At 52.8% G+C, this 22,063-nt stretch carries 18 protein-coding genes; 7 read left to right on the top strand and 11 right to left on the bottom strand.

Annotated features, from left to right (window positions below; genetic code table 11):
* The first annotated feature begins 22 nt into the window (after nt 1-22).
* Together RAL91_RS14035 and lpxB are read left to right on the top strand one after the other, a co-directional pair.
* The gene (locus RAL91_RS14035) at nt 23-883 is read left to right on the top strand and encodes an LpxI family protein (RefSeq protein ID WP_306256847.1); all 861 of its coding nucleotides are present in this window, start codon (nt 23-25) and stop codon (nt 881-883) included.
* A complete protein-coding gene (gene lpxB, locus RAL91_RS14040; RefSeq protein ID WP_306256848.1) occupies nt 880-2,049 on the top strand; it encodes a lipid-A-disaccharide synthase in 1,170 nt (389 codons plus the stop codon). The genes RAL91_RS14035 and lpxB overlap by 4 nt, the downstream gene beginning before the upstream one ends.
* Before the next feature lie 16 nt (nt 2,050-2,065).
* Here lpxB and RAL91_RS14045 read toward each other — a convergent pair whose 3' ends face one another.
* The 3 genes from RAL91_RS14045 to gltX all read right to left on the bottom strand — a co-directional run bounded on the left by RAL91_RS14045 (nt 2,066) and on the right by gltX (nt 5,906).
* Complete coding sequence (locus RAL91_RS14045; protein ID WP_306256849.1) at nt 2,066-2,680, bottom strand: glutathione S-transferase family protein; 615 nt, start codon at nt 2,678-2,680, stop codon at nt 2,066-2,068.
* A 67-nt stretch (nt 2,681-2,747) separates the two neighbouring features.
* Nucleotides 2,748-4,037 carry a citrate synthase gene (gene gltA, locus RAL91_RS14050; RefSeq protein WP_306256850.1) on the bottom strand — a complete coding sequence of 430 codons (1,290 nt, stop codon included), beginning with the start codon at nt 4,035-4,037 and terminating at the stop codon, nt 2,748-2,750.
* A gap of 450 nt (nt 4,038-4,487) precedes the next feature.
* Entirely contained in the window at nt 4,488-5,906 is a 1,419-nt protein-coding gene (gene gltX / locus RAL91_RS14055) for a glutamate--tRNA ligase (protein ID WP_306256851.1), read from the bottom strand.
* A 77-nt stretch (nt 5,907-5,983) separates the two neighbouring features.
* Here gltX and RAL91_RS14060 point away from each other — a divergent pair, with 77 nt between their 5' ends.
* Entirely contained in the window at nt 5,984-8,305 is a 2,322-nt protein-coding gene (locus tag RAL91_RS14060) for a ComEC/Rec2 family competence protein (RefSeq protein WP_306256852.1), read from the top strand.
* A 99-nt stretch (nt 8,306-8,404) separates the two neighbouring features.
* Nucleotides 8,405-9,142, top strand: coding sequence for a cytochrome c biogenesis CcdA family protein (locus RAL91_RS14065; protein ID WP_306256853.1), 738 nt, complete (start codon nt 8,405-8,407; stop codon nt 9,140-9,142).
* On the opposite strand, the gene RAL91_RS14070 is transcribed toward RAL91_RS14065, so the two are convergent.
* Together RAL91_RS14070 and RAL91_RS14075 are read right to left on the bottom strand one after the other, a co-directional pair.
* The gene (locus tag RAL91_RS14070) at nt 9,139-10,083 is read right to left on the bottom strand and encodes a DMT family transporter (RefSeq protein WP_306256854.1); all 945 of its coding nucleotides are present in this window, start codon (nt 10,081-10,083) and stop codon (nt 9,139-9,141) included. The two genes, RAL91_RS14065 and RAL91_RS14070, sit on opposite strands and share 4 nt — an antisense overlap.
* 97 nt (nt 10,084-10,180) lie before the next feature.
* Entirely contained in the window at nt 10,181-10,690 is a 510-nt protein-coding gene (locus RAL91_RS14075) for a hypothetical protein (protein ID WP_306256855.1), read from the bottom strand.
* A 156-nt stretch (nt 10,691-10,846) separates the two neighbouring features.
* On the opposite strand from RAL91_RS14075, the gene glmU reads away from it, so the two are divergent.
* Nucleotides 10,847-12,205: a bifunctional UDP-N-acetylglucosamine diphosphorylase/glucosamine-1-phosphate N-acetyltransferase GlmU gene (gene glmU, locus RAL91_RS14080; protein WP_306256856.1), complete on the top strand. Its 1,359-nt coding sequence runs from the start codon at nt 10,847-10,849 to the stop codon at nt 12,203-12,205.
* 7 nt (nt 12,206-12,212) lie between these two features.
* On the opposite strand, the gene RAL91_RS14085 is transcribed toward glmU, so the two are convergent.
* The 4 genes from RAL91_RS14085 to RAL91_RS14100 are packed head-to-tail and all read right to left on the bottom strand — an operon-like array spanning nt 12,213 to nt 17,326.
* Nucleotides 12,213-12,818: a sarcosine oxidase subunit gamma gene (locus tag RAL91_RS14085; protein ID WP_306256857.1), complete on the bottom strand. Its 606-nt coding sequence runs from the start codon at nt 12,816-12,818 to the stop codon at nt 12,213-12,215.
* Nucleotides 12,811-15,783: a sarcosine oxidase subunit alpha family protein gene (locus tag RAL91_RS14090; RefSeq protein WP_306256858.1), complete on the bottom strand. Its 2,973-nt coding sequence runs from the start codon at nt 15,781-15,783 to the stop codon at nt 12,811-12,813. Before RAL91_RS14090 ends, RAL91_RS14085 begins: the two co-directional genes overlap by 8 nt.
* Complete coding sequence (locus RAL91_RS14095) at nt 15,780-16,055, bottom strand: sarcosine oxidase subunit delta (RefSeq protein WP_306256859.1); 276 nt, start codon at nt 16,053-16,055, stop codon at nt 15,780-15,782. The genes RAL91_RS14090 and RAL91_RS14095 overlap by 4 nt, the downstream gene beginning before the upstream one ends.
* A gap of 11 nt (nt 16,056-16,066) precedes the next feature.
* Nucleotides 16,067-17,326 (bottom strand): sarcosine oxidase subunit beta family protein, encoded by a 1,260-nt coding sequence (locus RAL91_RS14100; protein WP_306256860.1) that lies wholly within the window; start codon nt 17,324-17,326, stop codon nt 16,067-16,069.
* A 238-nt stretch (nt 17,327-17,564) separates the two neighbouring features.
* Here RAL91_RS14100 and RAL91_RS14105 point away from each other — a divergent pair, with 238 nt between their 5' ends.
* A complete protein-coding gene (locus RAL91_RS14105; protein ID WP_306256861.1) occupies nt 17,565-20,072 on the top strand; it encodes an FAD-dependent oxidoreductase in 2,508 nt (835 codons plus the stop codon).
* 190 nt (nt 20,073-20,262) lie between these two features.
* A complete protein-coding gene (locus RAL91_RS14110) occupies nt 20,263-20,751 on the top strand; it encodes a peptidylprolyl isomerase (RefSeq protein ID WP_306262929.1) in 489 nt (162 codons plus the stop codon).
* A 113-nt stretch (nt 20,752-20,864) separates the two neighbouring features.
* On the opposite strand, the gene RAL91_RS14115 is transcribed toward RAL91_RS14110, so the two are convergent.
* Together RAL91_RS14115 and RAL91_RS14120 are read right to left on the bottom strand one after the other, a co-directional pair.
* Entirely contained in the window at nt 20,865-21,761 is an 897-nt protein-coding gene (locus tag RAL91_RS14115) for a phytanoyl-CoA dioxygenase family protein (RefSeq protein WP_306256862.1), read from the bottom strand.
* The gene (locus RAL91_RS14120; RefSeq protein WP_306256863.1) at nt 21,751-21,933 is read right to left on the bottom strand and encodes a hypothetical protein; all 183 of its coding nucleotides are present in this window, start codon (nt 21,931-21,933) and stop codon (nt 21,751-21,753) included. The genes RAL91_RS14115 and RAL91_RS14120 overlap by 11 nt, the downstream gene beginning before the upstream one ends.
* Between the last annotated feature and the right edge of the window lie 130 nt (nt 21,934-22,063).

The following is a 22,063-nucleotide window of genomic DNA, read 5'->3' on the forward strand; positions in this document are numbered from 1 at the left end:
GGCCGGTTCCAAAGGTTTGCCAATGAAGATCGTGCTTATTTGTGGTGGTGGTGTTCTGCCAAAGGACGTTGCACAGGCGTTGTTGAAGAAGCAGGCGGATTTTGCGGTTATTCGGCTGGCAGGTGAAGCTGACACTGATCTCCAATTACCCGCCTCCATTCCGCAGCTAACGGTTGCCTGGGGGCAGATCGGTCGCTTCTTCCATTATCTGGAAGAACAGAATTGCACCCATGTTATTGCTGTTGGCGGGGTTACAAAACGCCCTGATTTTTCATCACTGAAACTGGACTTTGGCGGGATAAAAGCGCTTCCAGAGGCCATTGCGACAGTCATTGGCGGTGATGACAAGGTGTTGAGCAATGTGGCAGGCATCTTTGAAAAACGTGGCTACGAGGTCATCGGGGTATTGGAAGCAACTCCTGAAATGTCTTGCCCTCACGGCCAGGTCTCCCGAAATGGGCCAAGCGAACAAGCTTTGCCTGACATTGAGCTGGCAACAAGGGCGGCTCATGCCGCAGGTTCTCTGGATATGGGGCAGGGCGCGGTTGCCGCAGACAACAGAGTGATCGCCATGGAAGGTCCAGAAGGGACCCGCGAGATGCTGCTGCGGGTCGCGACAATTCGCAAACAAAAACGCGCGCGTTGGAAGGCCGGACAGGGTGTACTGGTAAAACGCGCAAAGCCTGCGCAGGACATTCGTTTTGATGTTCCGGTCATTGGTCCGGACACTGTGCATCAGATCAAAGCAGCTGGCCTTGCGGGAATTGCAGTTGAAGCAGGCCGTGTCCTTTTGTTGGATCGCGAAGAGCTTTTGCGCGTTGCGCAGCAGGAAAATATATTCATTCACGGAATTTCACTGGACCAACCAGAGAAGTTCAAATGAGGCCGCTACGCATAGCCATCGTCGCAGGGGAAGAATCAGGCGACCAATTGGGCGCAGAGCTTCTGGCCGCTCTGCGCGCCCAATATGATGGCGAGTTGGAGATTGCCGGTGTGGGCGGCGCGCTGATGCGCAATGAAGGTTTAAACAGCCTGTTTCCACTGTCGGACATCGCAGTGATGGGTTTTAGCGCCGTTCTGGCTCAATTGCCGAAAATTATCCGACTGGCGTATCGGTTGATTGATCATATTGTGGCGTTCAAGCCTGACATTCTGGTCATCATCGACAGTCCGGATTTCACCCATCCCGTGGCCAGGCGTGTGCGCCGCAAACTCCCGAAATTGCCGGTGATTGACTATGTTTCACCTAGTGTATGGGCGTGGCGTTCCGGTCGAGCACGCAAGATGACACGCTATATCGATCATGTTCTTGGCATTCTCCCTTTTGAACCGGACGCCTATAAAAGATTAGCCGGACCGGCATGTACTTATGTGGGGCATCCGCTGGTCGACAAGATTGCCGCGATCAAAGCCCAGATAATACAGGCAGCACCGCAGAAAACGGCCTGCGCCAAGCGTCTGCTTGTCATGCCGGGTAGTCGCACTAGTGAAGTCACGCGTTTGCTGGGCCCGTTTGGGGAGGCTGTTTCTGCTTTGAAAGACACACTGCCCGACTTGCAGGTGGAAATCCCGGCTGTCGCCCATTTGAAGCAACATATTCAGCAGGAAACCTCCAATTGGGTCATTCAGCCGCAAATCGTGTCTGGAGAGGAAGCGAAGTTTGAAGCATTTGCCAAAGCGGATGCCGCACTCGTCGCGTCAGGAACTGCCACGCTGGAACTGGCCCTGTGGGGCATTCCCATGGCTGTTGGCTATAAACTGGACCCGATTGCCAAACGTCTCAAATGGCTGGGTAACGTGTCTTCAATCGTGTTGCCAAATCTCATTCTGGAAGAAAACATAGTGCCGGAATTTATTGACGAAGACTGCAGTGGGCTTGCAATGAGCGACGCCATTTTGCCATTGCTTCAGCAAAACCAGGACTACACTGCCCAGATTGAGGCATTCAAAAAATTGCAGAATCTATGCTCAGTTGCGCCGCACAGTCCTGCAGACCGCGCCGCCCAACTCGTTCTGGAATATGCTCCACCCCAATCTAATGGTGTGTAATGGTTCCTGATGGTGGCTAATGGTGAGCCAGAATTGCTTTCACCGCCGGCCGTGCCTCAACACGTGCCATATGATCCTGAATCTTTGGGAAACTGGCGACATCAACCCGATCAGACTTTAGCCAGCGCGCAATCGTATAAAGATACGGATCGCAAATGGAATAGCTCTCACCCATGACCCAGGGACCTTCAAACATGGTGTCCTCAATCATTTGCATAAGCGCGCTCATGTTTTCCGGGACTTTCTTGTTCATGTCTTCAAGCGATGACGGCTCGTCTGCCCAACGGTGGCCGCGCAGTTTGTGGGCATGAGCCACATGAACGGTTGAAGACAAATAGTTGTTGAACGCCTGAATTCTGGCGAATTCAAAAGGAATATCCAATGTTGCAAGCCCTGCATCTGGGTAGGTTTGCGCAATAAACGCCAAAATAGCCGGGGTCTCGGTTAAAGCGCCGGCATCCGATACCAGAACCGGCACCCGAGCTTTACCATTGATTGCCAGAAACTCCGGTGATTGCTGCTGCTTTTTGGAAAAATCCAGAGCAATGCCTTCATAATCAGCCCCAGCTTCTTCAAGTGCAATATGGGCAGCCATCGCACAGGTTCCAGGCGCATAATAGAGCTTTAGCATGGACAATAATCCTCATAAAAAAGCCGCCCAACATTCAGGGCGGCTCTTTGTTTGATTAAACTACAAATTAGCGTTGCGAGATCGGAACGAAATCCCGATGCGTGGCACCGGTATAGAGCTGACGAGGTCGGCCGATACGTTGACCTGGATCTTCAATCATCTCATTCCACTGACCAATCCAGCCAACCGTACGCGCCAGTGCAAACAGCACTGTGAACATGGAAGGCGGGAAGCCGAGCGCACGCAGGGTAATGCCCGAGTAGAAGTCAATATTCGGATAGAGCTTCTTCTCAATGAAATAATCGTCGGTCAGAGCTATTTGCTCCAGTTCCAGCGCAACTTCCAGCATTGGATCATCAGAGATACCCAATTCATTGAGAACCTCATGGCATGTCTTCTGCATGATTTTGGCTCTCGGATCGTAGTTCTTGTAGACCCGGTGTCCAAAGCCCATCAGACGGAATGGATCGTTCTTGTCTTTGGCCCGGGCAACATATTCTGGAATTTTGTCGACACTTCCAATCTCCGCCAGCATGTTAAGCGCTGCTTCATTGGCACCGCCATGAGCAGGGCCCCACAGGCAGGCAATGCCCGCTGCGATGCAGGCAAATGGATTTGCTCCCGAGGAACCAGCCAAACGTACTGTAGACGTGGATGCATTCTGTTCATGATCTGCATGAAGAATGAAAATCCGGTCCATCGCGCGCGCCAGAACAGGATTGGCTGTATACTCTTCACAAGGCACCGCAAAACACATCTGCAGGAAATTGGATGCATAATCCAGATCATTGCTCGGATACACCAATGGCTGGCCAATATGGTATTTATAGGCCATCGCCGCGATGGTTGGCATTTTGGCAATCATGCGCAGCGAAGCGACCATGCGCTGATGGGGATCAGAAATATCCGTTGAATCATGATAGAAGGCTGACAATGCACCAACAACGCCGCACATGATGGCCATTGGATGTGCGTCACGGCGGAAGCCGGTGAAGAAACGCGACATTTGCTCGTGCAGCATAGTGTGATAGGTGACGCGGCTGTCGAAGTCCTTCTTCTGTGCAGCCGTTGGCAGCTCACCATAAAGCAGCAGATAGCAGGTCTCCAGGAAGTCACCTTGTTCGGCCAATTGGTCGATTGGATATCCCCTGTGAAGCAGAATGCCTTCATCGCCATCAATATAGGTGATTTTGGATTCACAAGACGCTGTGGAGGTGAAACCAGGATCAAATGTGAAACGATCTGTCTGTTTATAAAGCGATGATATGTCGATAACTTCCGGACCAACAGTTCCCGGGTGAATCGGGAATTCGTAGGTCTGGTCTCCAATGGTCAGCTTTGCTGTCTTCTCGCTCATAAAAGTCCCTTTCATATTTGCCCACATCGGAGGGCACATCCGTTAGGGGGCGGCAATAAATCGCCGTCCCTGAAGAAGTTAATCTGCCAATGGGTTGAAAAACCTCAGCCTGATTGCTTCTGAGTTTTTGCCGGGGTCTGAACTCAATTAGGAAGTTGTATTGGCGCTACAGAGAAAGGCCGGATTGCTAAGAATCCAGCGGCAAACCTGCCGGTTGCCGTTCCATCTTTTGTCCAGATAGATGAGCGCTATTTCCGCTTTTCCAGAATGGCAAAAACGATGAGAACCGTTGGTTTTCTGCGCTTTCGGACCAAATTCTGAGCGTGAACACGTTCATCAATACAACCTCCCAATTGAGTTCAGCCCCAAAGTTCAGTTACCAAGTACCCGATTTGCTGCAGCGCCGCAAGAAATTGATAATTGTCTTTTGTCGTAGTCAGGCCGAGGCCGTCAGGAGATAGCCGCTGACATACGTTTCAAAGACTCCTCACGTCCCAGCACAAGCAGGACGTCATATATGCCGGGAGACATATGGCTTCCAGTCAGTGCTGCCCTGAGTGGCTGAGCAACCTTGCCAAGCTTGAGTTCACTTTCTTCAGCAAACGTCTTGACGCTGTTTTCCAGACCGTCCGCATCCCATTCTGCCTTCTCAATCCGCGGAATCAGATCGGCAATGATTTTCCGACCATCTTCGTTAAGCAGTCCAAGCGCCTTCTCGGTATAATTCAGTGGCACACTGGCTGCGATGAACTCTGCGCTTTCAATAAGCTGCACAACCGTCTTGGCGCGCTCTTTGAGGCCCGGCATTGCCAAAAGCAGCTTCTTGCGATGGTCATCTGACAATTTCTCTCCGAAAAGACTTGGTTTGGCCAGTTCGGGCAAGACCACTTCAACAGCCTCAATCAGCTTTTGATCTTCGGCAGCCCGCATGTAGATGCCATTCAGGTTCTCAAGCTTTGCAAAATCAAAACGTGAAGGAGATTTGCCAATGGCGTCCAGCGAGAACCATTCTATCATCTGTTCGATGGAAATCACTTCCTCATCGCCATGGGCCCAGCCCAGACGAACCAGATAATTGCACAAAGCTTCCGGCAGATATCCCATGGCACGATAGGCTTCTGCACCAAGAGCGCCGTGTCTCTTGGAAAGTTTGGCACCATCAGGGCCATGAATCAGGGGCACATGAGCCATGTCAGGCACCGGCCAGTCCAGGGCTTTGTATATCTGTATTTGCCGTGCTGCATTTGTCAGATGATCATCACCACGCACAATATGCGTAATACCCATATCGTGATCATCCACTACGACTGCCAGCATATAGGTGGGTGTGCCATCGCTGCGCATCAGGATGAAATCATCCAGATCGGTATTTGGAAATTCCACCACACCCTGAACATGGTCGGTCACAATTGTCGTGCCTGACTGCTCGGCTTTAATGCGAATAACCGGATCAACACCTTTCGGCGCTTCGCTTGGATCTTTGCTGCGCCAGGTCCCGTCATATTTGGGAGCCTTGTTTTCTGCGCGCGCCTTTTCTCGCATTGCATTCAGCTCTTCTGGAGAGGTGTAGCAGTAATAGGCCTTGCCTTCGCTGACCAATTGTTCAGCTATTTCAGCATGACGCTTTTGCCGGGAGAACTGCGAAATCGGTTCGCCCTGCCAGTCAATTCCCAGCCATTGCAGGCCATCCATCAGCGCTGTTACAGCCTCTGGTGATGAACGCGATCTGTCTGTGTCCTCAATTCTCAGCAACATTTTGCCGCCATTTGCTTTGGCAAACAACCAATTGAACAAAGCAGTGCGGGCTCCGCCAATATGAAGGAAACCGGTTGGTGAGGGGGCAAAACGAGTGACTATGGGAGGGGACATCAGCAGCCTGTCAAAATTTGGAATTTGTGGCGCATCGTGTAGCATGGAGACTGACAAGATCAAAACCCTGATGTGACATGACCCAAAGAGGTTCAAAACAAGATCCCAAGCCGGAACTTGGCCAACAAACGGCAGATCTGGAAGCTGAGAGTAAACTGCTATCTCAGGTGGGTTTTTTGGCGTCTGGCGGCAGCAGGGTCCCAAAAACAGCCAAAGCTCTTCGCCTGCTCGGCACAAAGTCTCGCAATGGCAGGGATGCGTTTGCTCAAATGGTCCAGAATGAGGCACGCAGCCCTGATGTCTTTTGTTGGGTACCTGTCTTCATGTCTCTGGGTATCCTTGGTTATTTCTCAATGGCACGAGAGCCGAGCGGTCTTGCTCTGGTGCTTCTTCTGACTGTTTTGATGGTCACAACCTGGTGTCTGCGCCGCACCGACTATGCACTCAGGATTGCGCTGGCCGCCACTTTACTGATTGCCGGGGTTACCCTTGCTAAATGGCAAACAGAGCGGACGGCCACGCCGCTCCTGAGTGCTGCTGGAACGTTTCAACTGAGTGGGCGGGTCGCTGACATCGTGCCGGGGGAGCAAAGAAGTCGCCTGGTCCTGCGGGACGCGACAGACTTGTCATCAGACCCGATCGCGCTTGCCGGTGTTCAACTCAGTGCATTCAATCAACACATTACCGACCTGCAAATTGGAGACCAGGTGTGGGCCCGTGCCCGACTTGAACCACTCAGCGGGCCCTTAATTCCAAACGGCTATGACTTTCGTCGGATCGGTTACTTTAACGGGCTTTCAGCACGCGGCTTCCTGCTGGGTGAAGCAATTCCCGAACTCAATTTCAACGCAGATCACAGGAAATCTGCGGCTGACTGGCTGACCGGGTTTCGTAAATCCATTTCCGAGCGCCTGAAAGACGCCTTACCCGGAGAGGCCGGCGCGCTTGCCTCGGCGCTTCTGGTCGGAATGCGCAGCGGCATAAGTGACACAACCGAGCAGGCGCTGCGTCATTCGGGTCTGGCGCATATTCTGGCCATCTCGGGATTGCACATGGCGCTTGTAACAGCGCTTTTATTCGGAACCATCAGACTGGCGGCTTCTTTCGCGCGCACGGTCTCGGCAAGATATCAGGTCAAAAAATGGGCCGCCGCTGCAGCTTTATTAGGGGCTCTTGGCTATCTGGCGTTGTCAGGTGCAGGTATTTCAGCGCAAAGAGCATTTCTGATGGCTGCTGTTTTCCTGGTGGCCATCATGTTCAACCGTGCCGCATTGACCATGCGGAACGTCGCTTTGGAGGCAATTTTCATCCTTGTTTTCCAGCCCTCAGCAGTTCTGACACCGGGCTTTCAAATGTCATTCATGGCGGTCATTGCATTGGTTGCGGTCTACCGCCGTGATGGCGTGTTTTCACGGATACAGGACAGGGCAGGAGGCATGGGCATGGTGAAATCCATGGCGACGGGAACCGCAGGTTTAGCTTTGACCTCAATTGTTGCCGGCTTTGCAACAGCACCTTTTGCAGTTCATCATTTCTACCAGTTCGCGGTCTATGGGCTCGCTGGCAATCTGGCAGCCATGCCACTGGTCGGGTTCCTGGTCATGCCGTCCGGTATTCTGGCGTTGCTGCTGTTGCCATTCGGACTGGAATGGATGCCTCTTGGCCTGATGGAACTGGGTCTTGATGGGGTTAGAACTGTCGCGCAGCATGTTTCGAGCTGGGAAGGCGCCGTCAGTATTCCGGGCCAACAACCAGCACTAAGGGCGATTCTGCTGGGCCTGGCATTGATTTGCCTGTGCCTGTTGCGCACCAAGTTGCGTTTCGTGGCTGCAGTAATGCTGGCGTTCTCAGCATTTGCGGTCAATGCAGGGACGCATCAGAGCCCGGTCCTGCTTGTTTCGCAAGATGGAAAGATGATGGCAGAAGTCACACCAGATGGACTCGAATTCCGCGGAACATCCCGCAATTCCTTTGTCGCAGGCATCTGGATGCGGGCGTTAGGAGATGGGCGGGACGTTGAAATGGTCTTGAAACAGGACCATAACGGTCAGGCATGCGACCGGACAGGATGCCTTTTCGAAATTGAAACCCATGCAGAAGAGCGGCTGCAGGTTGCTACCATCAACCGGGTTGAAGCCATGTTTGAGGCTTGCATGGGAAATGCCAGTCTGATCATCAGTTCGCTGTACACGACACCGCCATGTCCGCTTCAGCCAACGACCCAAAAAGTTATTATCGACAAATCTTTCCTGGCAGCGCGCGGTTCGGTGGTTTTGTCAGCTGTTAACCGGGCATCTGCCACCAATTACCCCATCCAGGATAGCGTTTCAAAGGGCCTGTATGAACTGGGTTTGAAAATCGAAACGAGCCTGCCAGTCAGGAAAAGGCACTGGAATTAGACAGCTTTCTGCCCTTGGAACACAACACCTCGCGAAGTCGTGACTGTTTGCAATGAGAATCATTGCTATATGTAGCTTACTCGTATTTCGGAGACTTGCATGGTTGCTGAACTGACACTTTTGACTGTCCTGCTGGCTGGATTTGTATCCTTCATCTCGCCCTGCGTTTTGCCATTGGTTCCGCCCTATCTGTGCTATCTGGCCGGTGTTTCGCTGGACCAATTGACGTCTGAGGAACTAAGTCGCGCACGCAGTCGTCAGGTGGTTTTGTCAGCTTTCAGTTTTGTTATGGGCTTCACCACGGTGTTTGTCTTGCTGGGCGCGGCCGCATCGGTTGCCGGACAATTCATAGCCCGAAATTCAGGCACTCTCAGCATTGTAGCTGGAGTTGTCATTATCATTATGGGGCTCCACTTCCTGGGTGTGTTTCGAATTGGCTTTTTGTACCGGGAGGCGCGCATCCAAATAGAGCGCAAGCAGCCTGGCTATCTGGGCGGCTATGTTATGGGGCTGGCGTTCGCCTTTGGCTGGACGCCCTGTATTGGCCCTGTGCTGGCGGCAATTCTTGCAGTTGCTGGCACCGAAGATACAGTGGCCAAGGGCGCCGGATTGCTGGCAGTCTACTCAATGGGCCTCGGTATTCCTTTCGTCCTGGCAGCTCTGTTTGCCCGACCATTTATGGGATGGATGTCAAGATTCAAGCGCCATTTGCAGACGGTTGAACGTGTTATGGGCGGATTGTTGGTGGTAACGGGCGTGTTGTTTCTGACCAACCAGATGTCTGTGTTTTCGTTTTGGATGCTGGAAATGTTCCCGGCCCTGGGCACAATTGGCTAGGGGCTGAACCTGTCCAGAAGACGCTTGGGCAGGGTTGCCAGAATGACCCCACCCAAAATCAGCGCAAGACCGGCAAAATGAAACGGTCTGAGTGTTTCTCCAAGCAACAGAACCGACAAGCCAACACCATATGGCGGCAGAAGGTAAAGGAACACGCCTGTGATGGATGGACCCACTATTTTCACGCCATACTGGTAGGCGGTGAAGGAAAACAATGAAGAAATAAACACCAGACTGGCAATCCCGATCCAGTTTGCCCCGGTCGTTGGAAAGTGGCCTGTCCAGAACACTTCAAACACTGCAAATGGCAGCAACGTAATGGCACCCGCCATACTAACAACACCAATCAGTGGCAGTGTTGGCAGGCTCGGAAATGGCTTGTTGCGCAGCAAAACTGAATAAATTGCCCAGCAAAACGATGTCAGAACAAACAGGGCATCGCCCGGATTGAACTGCAGCGACAAAAGACCCGCAAGATTTCCCTTGAAGACAATCACTACAACGCCGGCGATGGCAAGTGGCACGCCAAGAATTTCACGCCAGCCTATTTTGCGCCCTCGGAACATCCATTCCAGCAAAATGATCAGAACCGAGGAGGAGGTATAGATGAGCGTGCCATTGGAGGCGGTCGTGTGTTTCAGCGCCAGGTAAACCAGCGCGCCGCAAATCCACATGCCAAGAAAACCAATGACAAAAATCCGGCGCCAATTCTGGCGAAAAACCGGCCAATGCGCTTTCACGGCTGGAAAACTCACAGCCAGCAGAATCAGGGATGTGATAAACCACCGCAAAAACGCCAGAATAAAAGGTTCAGTGCCATCAATAATGGCGCGCCCGATTATGATGTTGGAACCGAAGAACAAAGGCATGAAGACAAGAACCAGATAGGCTTTTTTCCTGTCGTTGCTGTCAGTCTCGATTATCGGGGAATTAGCGGTCATCTAGGCTTGCTAACGGAGATATGCCGCACTGGCAATTGCAAAAAATCTGATTTTACGTTCCAGACCCTAACGACATCGCGTTCACAAACGCTCAGGATTACTGCCCCTTCAGAGCCTCGGAAATTTCAGCATCCGTAGGTGCGCGGCCCGTACCTTGCATCTTCAGCGGATATGGATCAGTCCTTGTGAGGACTCGACTTTCCGATTGAATTTCTTTCTTTTGTATCAATGTGTTACTCAAAGGCGCTGGCATTCGTTGTGAGCTTTGCACGCCAACCATTCGTCTTTGTTGGCCGGGACTGCTTGGTATCGCTGCAGTAAATTCGCCGGATTCATCTTCAACGGATTCAAGCCGAGACATCAAAATCCGGTTTTGCCTGTCGAGGCGTGTCACAGCCTCTCTCAGCACTAACAGCTCTTCCTGAAGCAGAGCGGCCTCTATCGGGTTTTCCAAGGCAGATTGTTGAGCGCGCACTGCATTTGCATCGGCCCTGTACGCCTGAACCCAATCTGCGCGCGCCAGCCAAAACGAGCCGGACAACGCAGCCACAGCGGATACGCCCCATATTGCGAGGAGGGAAATTTGAAACCAGTTGGCTTTCGACACGCGTTCGTCCTTGGGCACTAATCTTCTTCAGACCGATACTGTACTGAAACAATTCTTTAGATTTTGTTAAGTATACGGACTGGCTGATTTCTCGCTTTCTGATGAATTCAATGCTAACCACCGCTGGAAAATCAGGCTGGGGAATCGGAGAAAAGCGTGTCGAACGTAGATATTATTGTACTCGCTGCTGGCGAAGGCACGCGGATGAAATCGGCAACACCAAAAGTGCTGCATTCAGTTGGTGGCTTGCCAATGCTGGAACACGTTTTGAGATCTGCAAAGGCATTTGGTGCTGTACGCACAGCCGTCGTCATCGGTCCGAATGTTCCAGCAGTAGAAGGCTTTCTGAAAGAACATCCAGCACCCATAGATATCTTTGTGCAGACAGAGCGTCTCGGCACAGGACATGCCACCATGTCAGCCGCCAAATTTTTCGAGGACGACAAAAATGCGAACATTGTGCTGTTTGGAGATACGCCACTCATCCGACCGCAGACACTCGACCAGATCAAATCGCTTCTGGACGGCGACGCGGATTTGGTGGTTCAGGGGTTTGAGCCAGACAGCCCAACTGGTTACGGGCGGTTGCTGGTTAAAGGTGGCCAATTAACGGCCATTCGCGAGGAAAAAGACGCCACAGATACAGAGCGCAAGATTGGCTTGTGTAATGCCGGGGCCATGGGATTTGCTCCCGGTATCCTGAACAAGCTGCTGAAATTACTGACAAACGAGAACGCGCAAAGTGAGTATTATCTTACCGATTGTGTTGAACTGGCGCACGCTCAAGGTCTCTCCGTTCAGGTGGTCAAGGGTGATGCAGCGGATGCCGCAGGCATCAACAGCCGCGGGCAACTGGCGGCAGTGGAAGCCATATTTCAACAACGCATGCGCCAGCAGGCCATGGCGAACGGCGTCACCCTGTTAGCGCCGGAAACCGTACATTTTTGCTATGATACGGAGCTGGAAGCCGATGTGACAATCGAGCCAAATGTTGTGTTCGGACCAAAGGTCATTGTCAGAAGCGGAGCGATTATCAAGGCATTCTCGCATCTGGAAGGAGCGGTGATTGGCGAGGGTGCCCTCATTGGGCCTTTTGCCCGGTTGCGCCCCGGTACCGAATTGGGCGAAAAAACCAAAGTTGGCAATTTTGTTGAAATCAAAGGTGCGACCATCGAAAAGGGCAGTAAAATCAATCACCTGAGCTATATTGGTGATGCCCATATTGCACCAGGGGTGAATGTCGGGGCAGGCACAGTGACCTGCAACTACGATGGATTTGGCAAGCACCGAACCACAATTGGCGCGGACAGCTTTATCGGATCTGGCAGCCTGTTGGTGGCGCCGCTGGAGATCGGCTCAAATGCTTATGTGGCAACAGGGTCTGTGATCACTGAGAATGTTCCCTCCGACGCTTTGGCCTTTGGAAGGGCGCGGCAGACCAACAAGGATGGCAGAGGTGCCAAATTGAAAGCCGAACTGCGTGCGGCCAAGGAAAAGGCTTCAAAAGCCAAATAGGCCGAGCCTAAATGCGCTGAAAGCCGTGATTCCGGCAAGCGTTTTCCAGCCAGTGCAGGGTACTTTCCGCATAAGTGCTGAAGGCAAAAAGCCGAAATTGGTTGGTTTCCAACCTGACCAGCATCACAGGCATATGGTGAACATTCGTCTGCGCGACTTTCCCCACCAGAAAGTTTTGCGTATGCAAGTCTACCGCAATCCCTTTTGCCAGCACGGTCGTCACATCAGAGCCACTGACAGTTAGAGCCGTCAGCGCGCTGGATAAATCCGTCACCGAGCCTGTTTCGGCAGGAATTGCGCTTGCCAGACTGCTGTGTAAATCCGTTGCTGCGCTTTCCAGCCAATAGCGGCCCGCGCCAAGTGAATAGATCGACAGTTTGGTCGCCAGGTCAGCATGTCCGGATTCGGGAAACGCTTGAATGCCTTGCTTCTTCAAAGCGGTCAGCGCCTTCTTTTCCTGCCCCGGAAACAGCGAAAGCTGAACCAAAGATGTTGGTGTGGTTCGTTCAAGCGTGATCCCGGATTTCTCTGTCGTAAGCGCAGCACCATAATGTCCCGGCACCCAGACACGGTCCAGAGGGCAGGCCTGCAGGTCTTTCAAGATATCATCCATGCATACGCTCCCCATCCTTGTCGAAGAAGCAGGGGGCGACAATTTCCACAGCAACATGCAGTCCTTTTAACGGGAAAGTCGCATAAAGCTCTTTGCCGATCAGCTCACGGCCATTTTCCAGCAGCGCCAAAGCCACATATTTTTCAAGAGCAGGGCTGTAAGTGGCGGAGGTCACATTCCCCAGACTTAAACATGGTGTTTTCAATTCAGGATTTCGCACCAGATGGCTGCCTGTAAGGACGCTTTCATCTGATTTGGAAACAAGGCCGACAAGCTGGTGTCGACGTTTATCCATGAAGGCGGGCCGATCAATCATGGCGGACCCGACATAAGGTTTTTTCTTCGATGTCATGCCACCCAGACCCACCATTTCGGCTGTCGTGAGACCATTTAATTCGGAACTGACAACGTGACCCTTTTCAATGCGCAACGTACCCAGTGCTTCCATGCCGTAGCTCACAAGATCCATCGCTTTGCCAGCCGACTGCAACTCTTCCCAAACGGCAAGTCCAAAGCGGGCTGGCGTGAAAACCTCATAGGCCAGTTCCCCGGAAAACGACAGACGACACATCATGACGGGAATGCCGCGTGAGGTTTTTCCATGGCGAATGGCCATGAATGGAAAAGCCTCATTGTCGAAATCTGTTTCAGGCATAATAATTTGCAATAGCTCACGAACCTTTGGACCGGCAACGGCTGCAGCTGCCCATTGGTCCGTAACCGATGTCACATGGACTTTCAGATCAGGCCAGTGAACAGACAAATACAGCTCCAGATGTTCCAGCACGGCCGCGGCCTGAGCTGTGGTGGTAGTCATCAGAAAGTCCGTGTCACCCAAACGCCAGGTCGTACCGTCATCATAGACAATGCCGTCTTCACGCAGCATCAAGCCATATCGGGCTTTACCGGTGGGAAGCTTTGCGAAACCATTGCTGTAAACACGGTCAAGAAATTCGGCCGCATCAGGGCCCTGAACGGCGATCTTTCCGAGCGTTGAGACATCGACAATGCCGATGGATTGCCGGGTCATACGGGCTTCACGGATATAGGCCTGTTCCAGATCTTCGGTGCCACGACGATAGACCCTAGGGCGTTTCCAAAGATCGGCATCAATCATCTCCGCGCCGGCATCCAGATGCCAGTAATGCATTGCCGTGCGCCGCGTTGGTTGCAAATGACTTCCACGCGCATCTGCGGCCAATGCGCCGAAGGAGACAGGTGTGTAGGGCGGGCGAAAACGCGTGGTGCCAACAGCCGGTATACCCAAACCCCGCGCCTCAGCCATCAACGCCAGGCCATTGATATTGGATAGTTTTCCCTGATCAGTTCCCATGCCCAAAGTCGTGTAGCGTTTCAGATGCTCGACACTGAGAAACCCTTCCTGATGGGCCAGTGTAATATCGTCTGCTGTCACATCATGCTGAAAATCCACAAAGGCTTTCCCGCTGCTGCCTTTGATGCTCCACACAGGCTCCACATTCAGAACATCCAGTCGTTCGGGCAGGGTCACGGCCTTTCGCGCACGACTGAGTGACAGTTTCCGCAGCACCTGTTCGGCAGTCGTTTCCGCACTGGCTATCGTATCATCCCGGTCGAAATAGCCCGCGACTGAACCGCATACGCTCCAGGTCCCGTTGGATGTGCCGGGAAGTACGGTGTGCAGAGTGTCATCCCATTGCGGTGCGCCGCCCATCTGGCTGGTCAAATGGATGCTCGGCGTCCAGCCACCGGACATGCCGAGGCAATCACACTCAATGGAGCGCTCTTTGCCATTCATCTGGCTGGTGTAAGGGTCAAACGGGGCGATGCTGACGCGTTTGATACCGTGGTAACCGTGAACCCGTGTCACCGTATGGCCGGTAATCAGCTGCATGCCAGTCGCGGCTACTTGCGCCATCGCAATGTCAGATATGGTTGTTCTGGTATCCACGATGGCACTAATCGGCACGCCCATATCCTGCAGGGCACTCAGTTGCCTGTAGGCACCATCATGACTGGTGAAGAGCACGATGTTTTTGCCAGCCGAAACGCCAAATCTCAACGCATAGGCCCGAATTGCATCGGCGAGCATAACACCCGGACTATCGTTTCCGGGAAACACAAGTGGCCGTTCAATCGCACCGGTTGCCAAAATGGCATGGCGTACCCGCAACACGTGATAACGCTCGCAAGGCGCAAACTTTGAATCGGCGGGACTATGGCTCGTTACCCTCTCAACCAGGCCAAAGGTGCCGCCATCATACTGCCCGAAACACGTTGTGCGTGGTAAGATTGTAGCATTATCAAAGGCCTGAATGCGTTCCAGAAGTGAGGTGATAGTCTCCTGTTCTCTGGGGTCACCTCGATGATAGCCGCCGAACCCGGCATGTTCATCGACCAGGATAACCCGCGCACCTTTTTCTGCAGCCTTCAGCGCAGCCGTCAGCCCCGCAAGCCCACCACCAACAACCAGCAAATCCGCATAACTGTTGGTCTTTTCATATCTGTCCGGATCAGGTTTCAGTGCCGCTTTTCCAAGTCCAGCTGCGCGCCGGATGAACCGTTCATAAAAACGCCATGCCTTACGCGTCGGTCCCATGAAGGTTTTGTAGTAAAAGCCGGCTTGCAACATCGGCCCGGCTATCTGATTGGCCGACAACAAATCAACAGCAAGACTGGGCCAGCGGTTCTGACTGCTGGCATTCAATCCTTCAAAAACCTCCACCATTGTGGCTCGTGCATTGGGTTCATGAGTGTCCGCTCCCGTCAGTGTGACAAGTGCGTTTGGCTCTTCGCTGCCAACGCTCATCACACCTCTGGGCCGGTGATATTTGAAACTCCGTCCAAACAGGCTCCGACCATTTGCAAGTAGGGCAGAGGCGAGCGTATCTCCGGCAAAACCAGTAAGTTTCCGTCCATCAAACGTAAAGGTTTGCGTCCGGTTACGATCAATTTGCCCGCCAGAATCGAGACGAAAGCCGCTCATTTGCCAAGCCCGGTCTTATGTGGCCCGGTGGCCTTCATATCAAGGATTTCATGGGACAGAGTATCTCTAGTAATCTCCACAATCAGCCGACAGCCCCCATTGTGCTGCCACAACTCTTTATGGGGACCACGCGGATTTTGCCGGCTGTAGACAAATTTCTCCCAATTGTGAGGTTTGGCTTTCTCGGGATTGGGGCGCTTTACCGTCGCATCGCCCAGATAGGAATATTCCGACACATCACGATCACCACAATGAGGGCAGGGTATCAGCATAATTATCCGCCCTAATGCAGCTTGGCGAAGGGGCCAGCGCCACCTTCGTTAATTGTGTAACCGGAATTGAAGCGTTCCAGTGTGAAGGGCGCGTTGAGCGCGTGGGGCGCGTCATTTGCAATTGTGTGGGCGAAACACCAGCCGGAAGCTGGCGTTGCCTTGAACCCGCCATAGCACCACCCAGCGTTAAGATAGAGCCCCGGAAGCGGCCCTTTGGTAATGATTGGGCTGCCATCCAGCGACATATCCATGATGCCACCCCAATGACGCAGCATCCGCAGTTTTGCAAATTGCGGATACAGTGCCAGCATCAACGTGTGGACATCTTCAATAACTGGCAGATTGCCGCGTTGAGCATAGGAATTGTATTTGTCGATATTGCCACCGTAAACTAGGCCGCCCTTGTCGGATTGTGACATGTAGAAATGCCCGCCGCCGCCGGTGACCACGGTGTTGACCGCAGGTTTCAGGGATTCTGATACAAATGCCTGCAGCACATGGCTTTCTATAGGCAGGTTCTCGACGCCAGCCTTGCGCATCACGTCTGATGTGCTTCCAGCCACCGCCACACCAATCTTTGCAGATTTTATGTCACCGCGTGTGGTCTGCACGCCAATGACTGCATCCCCGTCTTTCAGAAACCCGGTAACTTCGCAATTCTCCAGAATATCTATGCCCAAATGATCTGCCGCACGTGCATAGCCCCATGCAATAGCATCATGACGCGCTGTGCCTGCGCGTGGCTGCAACAGTCCGCCAACAATAGGGAACCGTGTTTCCGCACTCATATCAAGCTGCGGAACAAACCGCGCCACTTCATTTCGGTCCAGAAGTTCAGCATCAATGCCATGAAGACGCAGGGCATTGCCTCTTGTTGCAAAAGCATCCAATTCTCCGGGAGAATGAGCCAGATTGAGAACGCCGCGCTGTGAGAACATCACATTGTAGTTCAGGACCTGCGACAGACCTTCCCACAGTTTCAGGCTGTGTTCGTAAAACAAAGCATTGGGGCGACGCTCATAATTGGAGCGCACGATGGTTGTGTTGCGGCCTACATTTCCGCTGCCAATCCAGCCTTTTTCAACAACAGCCACATTGTGGATGCCGTGTTCCTTCGCCAGATAGAAAGCTGTCGCCAGGCCGTGGCCTCCGCCGCCAACAATGATGACATCATAAGCGGGCTTCGGCTCCGGTTTACGCCACTGACTGTCCCAGTGCTGGTTCCCTTTCAGTGCGTTCTTTGCCAGTGCCCACGCAGAAAATCGAGCCACAGAATTCTCCCCAATAAGGGCGCGAACGAACAAAAAGCGCGCACCCAGAATTTATAGTGCAGTTCTATGCGCGGCCTGCGCAAGTGACAAAACGCCCGGTTCTGGGATATTTAGTCAATCGCGCTCGGCAAGACATATGTCGCAGGGTAAAGGTTGGCTGTCGCATTGAAGCTGGAAGCGTTTGACACCTGCAAATAGGTTGGTGGGAGTGCGTTTTATGTATGCAAAGGATCAGAGCATGGAATCTCGGGCAAAGGTGGTGGTTATTGGCGGCGGTGCGGTTGGTGTCTCGACCCTCTATCATCTGGCAAAAAAGGGCTGGTCCGACGTGGTTCTGCTGGAACGCAAGGAGCTGACATCCGGCTCCACATGGCATGCGGCCGGTCTGCTGCCATTGTTTAATCTCAGCTATTCTGTTGGCCAGATTCACAAATACTCAGTCAAGCTCTACGGCGAACTGGAAGCTGAGACCGGATTGAATGCCGGCCTCTCGCGCGTTTCCAATATCAGGCTGGCACGTAGCAAGGACCGTTGGGACGAGTATTTGTATTATGCCGGTGTTGCCAAAACCATCGGCATTGATGTCAAGCTGCTGACCCCCGAAGAGTTGAAGGAAATCTGGCCGCTCTGTGAAACCGACGGCATTCTGGGTGCCATTCAGCATCCGGAAGATGGCTACATCCAGCCCGCCGATCTGACACAGGCTTTGGCAAAGGGCGCCCGGGACAATGGCGCAAAAATCTATCGAAACACCAATGTCACCGGCGCGACCCGCAGTGAACAGGACACATGGATCGTCGAAACCGACAAAGGCAATATTGAATGCGAGCACATTGTCTGCTGTTCCGGCAATTTTGCGCGCAAGACCGGCGAGATGTTTGGCCTCGATATCCCGGTCATCCCGGTTGAGCATCAATACATCGTCACAGAAGCCCATCCTGCCATTCTGGAGCGCCGAGCCCAGGGGCTCCCCGAAATGGGTGTCCTTCGGGAAAGCGATTCCTCCTGGTATATGCGTGAAGAGGCAGGCGGCTTGCTGCTTGGGCCTTACGAAAAAGGTGCGCCTTGCTGTTATGTCGACGGCCCGGATGCGGAGAGCGAATACGAGTTGTTCCAGGAAGATCTGGACCGGTTGATGCCTCACATAGAAAGTGCCATTGAGCGCGTTCCAGCCTTTGGTGAAGTCGGCATCAAGAAGGTCTATAATGGGGCCATTGCCTACACACCTGATGGCTCGCCAATTATCGGCCCCGCCTGGGATGTTCCAAATGTCTGGCTGAATGAAGGGCATTCCTTCGGTATTACGGCAGCGGGCGGTGCCGGATGGCAGCTTGCTGAATGGATCGTCGACGGAGAACCCACCATTGACATGATGGGCGTCGATCCGCGCCGCTTTGGCCCTTATGCGACCAAGGGTTATTTGAAAGAAAAGAATGAAGAAGCCTACTCAAATGTCTTCACCATGCATTATCCCGATGAGGAGCGTGTCGCAGCGCGCCCTCTGAAGAAAACCCCGATCTATGATCGCCTGAAAGCCCGTGGCGCAGTGTTTGGGTCGGTTTATGGATGGGAGCGCGCCAACTGGTTTGCACCGCTGGATTATTCTGTGCCTGCCGAGGAACTGGAATATCCCGATCTGTTGCTGAACCACAATCACGCGCCGGCAACGGAAGATGGCCGTATTGTCGAAAAATGGTCATTCCGTCGCTCCAACTATTTTGAGTTTGTTGGGCAGGAAGTTAAAAATGTCACCGAAAATGTTGGCGTTCTCGACATGTCTGCCTTTGCCAAATTGGAAGTCACAGGGCCGGGCGCTCGTGACTGGCTGAACAGCCTGTTCGCAAACAGCATTCCAAAGAAGCAGGGCCGCATCGCGCTCTGCCATCTGCTGACGCGCTCTGGCGGTGTCTTGTCGGAATTCACTGTTTATGAATGGCATCCCGGTCGGTTTTATCTTGTGTCGGCTGGTGCTTATGAGCGTCATGATCATGACGTATTGAAAAAAGCACTGCCCAAGGATGGCTCCGTGCATCTGTCACCAATCACTGCGCAGCACGGCGTGCTGGTGCTGGCAGGACCGAAATCACGCGATGTATTGGCAAAGCTCACGGATACAGACTTGTCCAATGCAGGGTTTCCATGGCTCTCTGGCAAACCGATCAGCGTTGGCAAAGCCACCGCCCATGCATTACGGGTAAACTTTGTTGGTGAGTTGGGATGGGAATTTCATCATCCAATTGAAATGCAGTTGGAAATTTTTGATGCGCTGATGGAAGCCGGTGCCGAATTTGGCATTCAACCATTTGGCATTCGCGCCATGGATGCCATGCGGCTGGAAAAATCCTATCGATTGATCCCGCGTGAATTGTCCATTGAATACTCGGCCTATGAATCCGGCCTTGATCGCTTCATCAAGCCAGCCAAGGAATTTGTGGGGAAAGAAGCTCTCCTGAAACGCCATGAAGCGGGTGATAACTGGGCTTTTGTGACGCTGGAAGTCCATGGGATCAAAGATGCTGACGTCAGAGGATCAGAAGCCATTTTTGACGGAGAGAAGCTGATCGGACGCGCAACATCCGGCGGGTATGGTTGGCGTATCCAGAAGTCCTTGGCATTGGCCATGGTTCCACCAGCTTACGCTGAGTTGGGTTCAAAAATGCAAGTTCACATTCTGGGAGAGCCTTATGACGCAACCGTTATTGAGGAAAGCCCGTTTGATACGGAAAACCTGGTTCTACGCGCTTGATAGGGTGAAGCATATGGGATTCATTGACCGCCATTGAGGCTCATTGCTATTACAGCTTCAAAAGCGACCCTAAAAATGCCCAACTGTTCGTGGCTTGGTTGCCACGAACAACAGGGAATCAAACCGGAGTTTTCGAATGAACCTGATTAAATCCATCACCGCTGCAATTGCGATATTCGCCCTTACAGCCATGAGTCACGCCGCAAATGACGCAGATACACTGATCCTGGAGACCAAAACGGGCCAGGTAAAAATTGAGTTGATGCCAGACGCGGCTCCAAACCATGTCGAACGCATGAAATCCCTCGCCAATAGCGGCTTTTATGATGGTTTGAAATTCCATCGCGTGATTGACGGGTTCATGGCACAGACCGGCGATCCATTGGGAAATGGAACCGGTGGATCTGATCTGCCTGATTTGAAAGCTGAATTTTCAGACGTTCCATTTGAACGTGGCACACTTGGCATGGCCCGCTCCCGGAGCCCAAACAGCGCTAATTCCCAGTTTTTCATCATGTTCGATGCAGCAACTCATCTGAATGGCCAGTACACCGTATTCGGTAAGGTCACAGAGGGCATGGATCATGTTGACCAGATCAAAAAGGGCTCAAGTTCCCAAAATGGTTCTGTCAGCGATCCGGATACCATCATCAAAATGCGGACAGCAGATCAGTTCTAGACCAGGTAATTTGATACCGAAGCGTTTTTAACGCTGTTAAAATGGGTTGCACGTAAGCATGGTCAGATTGACAAGACCAGCCTGGCGCTGATCGCTAGGCGCCCGGCAAATTTTCAGCGAAGATGAACCGCAGCTGTCATCGGCTTAGAAGCGGACAGGCAGGCGTATCCCAGCCCCTCATGCGCCGGAGGGTTTGGACCTGAGAAACGTTCATCCATTGCATCAGCAGCAGGCTGAAAACGTGTGTCGCACGAGATCCGCACTTTGCCCGTCGATGTGTTGTTGTCGAATGATGCATGCGCTGTAAACATCCCGAAGACAAGACAATCGCCCGGCGCAAATGCCGTCGTGAGCAGGCGCGTTCCGTGTTCTGCCGCCATGTCGGCCGGATGATCCGACATATGGCCGGGTCTGGACGAATCACGATCCACGTCGAGACCTTCGAACCGGTCTCTCAATTCAGGCCATTTGTGCGATCCTTCAATGATGTACAATGGTCCTTCGTCCTGCGCGACGGCACCAATCGGTGTCCAGCTGGTTACCAGACGGTCGCTGCCTCGGTTCATGTATGGGTGGTCGATGTGCAGCGGACTTGCCCGACCGGCAGGCATCGCGCGTAGCCAGGCAAAAGAAAAATGCGCAGATGGCTCGCCAAACAGCCGCTCCATGACCGACGAAATTCGTGATCCGTTGATCACTTTGCGCAGTGCCTGTCCTTCGCTTACTGAACGCCAGAAAGCACCTAAATCATCATGCTGTTCAGCACGGGTCGACCGACCGCTGGCGATTCCGGCACGGGCTGGCTGTGCGATCTCATCAACCTCGGCGAGGCGGTTCAGCACCTCATTTCTGGCGGCTGATACGGCATCAGGGTCGTGCACTGCGCGCAGCAATAGATAGCCATCCTGCTCAAGTTGCGCGGAAAGATCACCGTTCATGTCGGCATCCTTAAGTGAACCGATCAGGTTTGCTGGTATTATTTTGCCATGTATTGTCATTTTATCGGTCATGAGTGTCCTCAAGTTTCAGGATCTTTTCACCGGTGCTGTAAAGCTGTTGCACCTGCGCTGGATCAAGTGGTGGAATGCAGTCATACGCAACGCCATTGTCGTTGATGCCGATCAATATTGTGGGACAAAAATTGGCCGGATCTGAAATCGATCCCTGGGCACTCAGCTTCATACGGTCTGCCAGCAATCGCTCATCACCGATCAGGATGACAAAGTCCGTACAATCTGCGCCAAAGGCACATCAAAGCGGAGTGAATTCTCAAATTGGTTATCCGGATCCTCATACAAATGTCACTGGATAA

It is taken from the genome of Pararhizobium sp. IMCC21322 (assembly GCF_030758295.1).
In the GTDB taxonomy this organism is placed as follows: Bacteria; Pseudomonadota; Alphaproteobacteria; order Rhizobiales.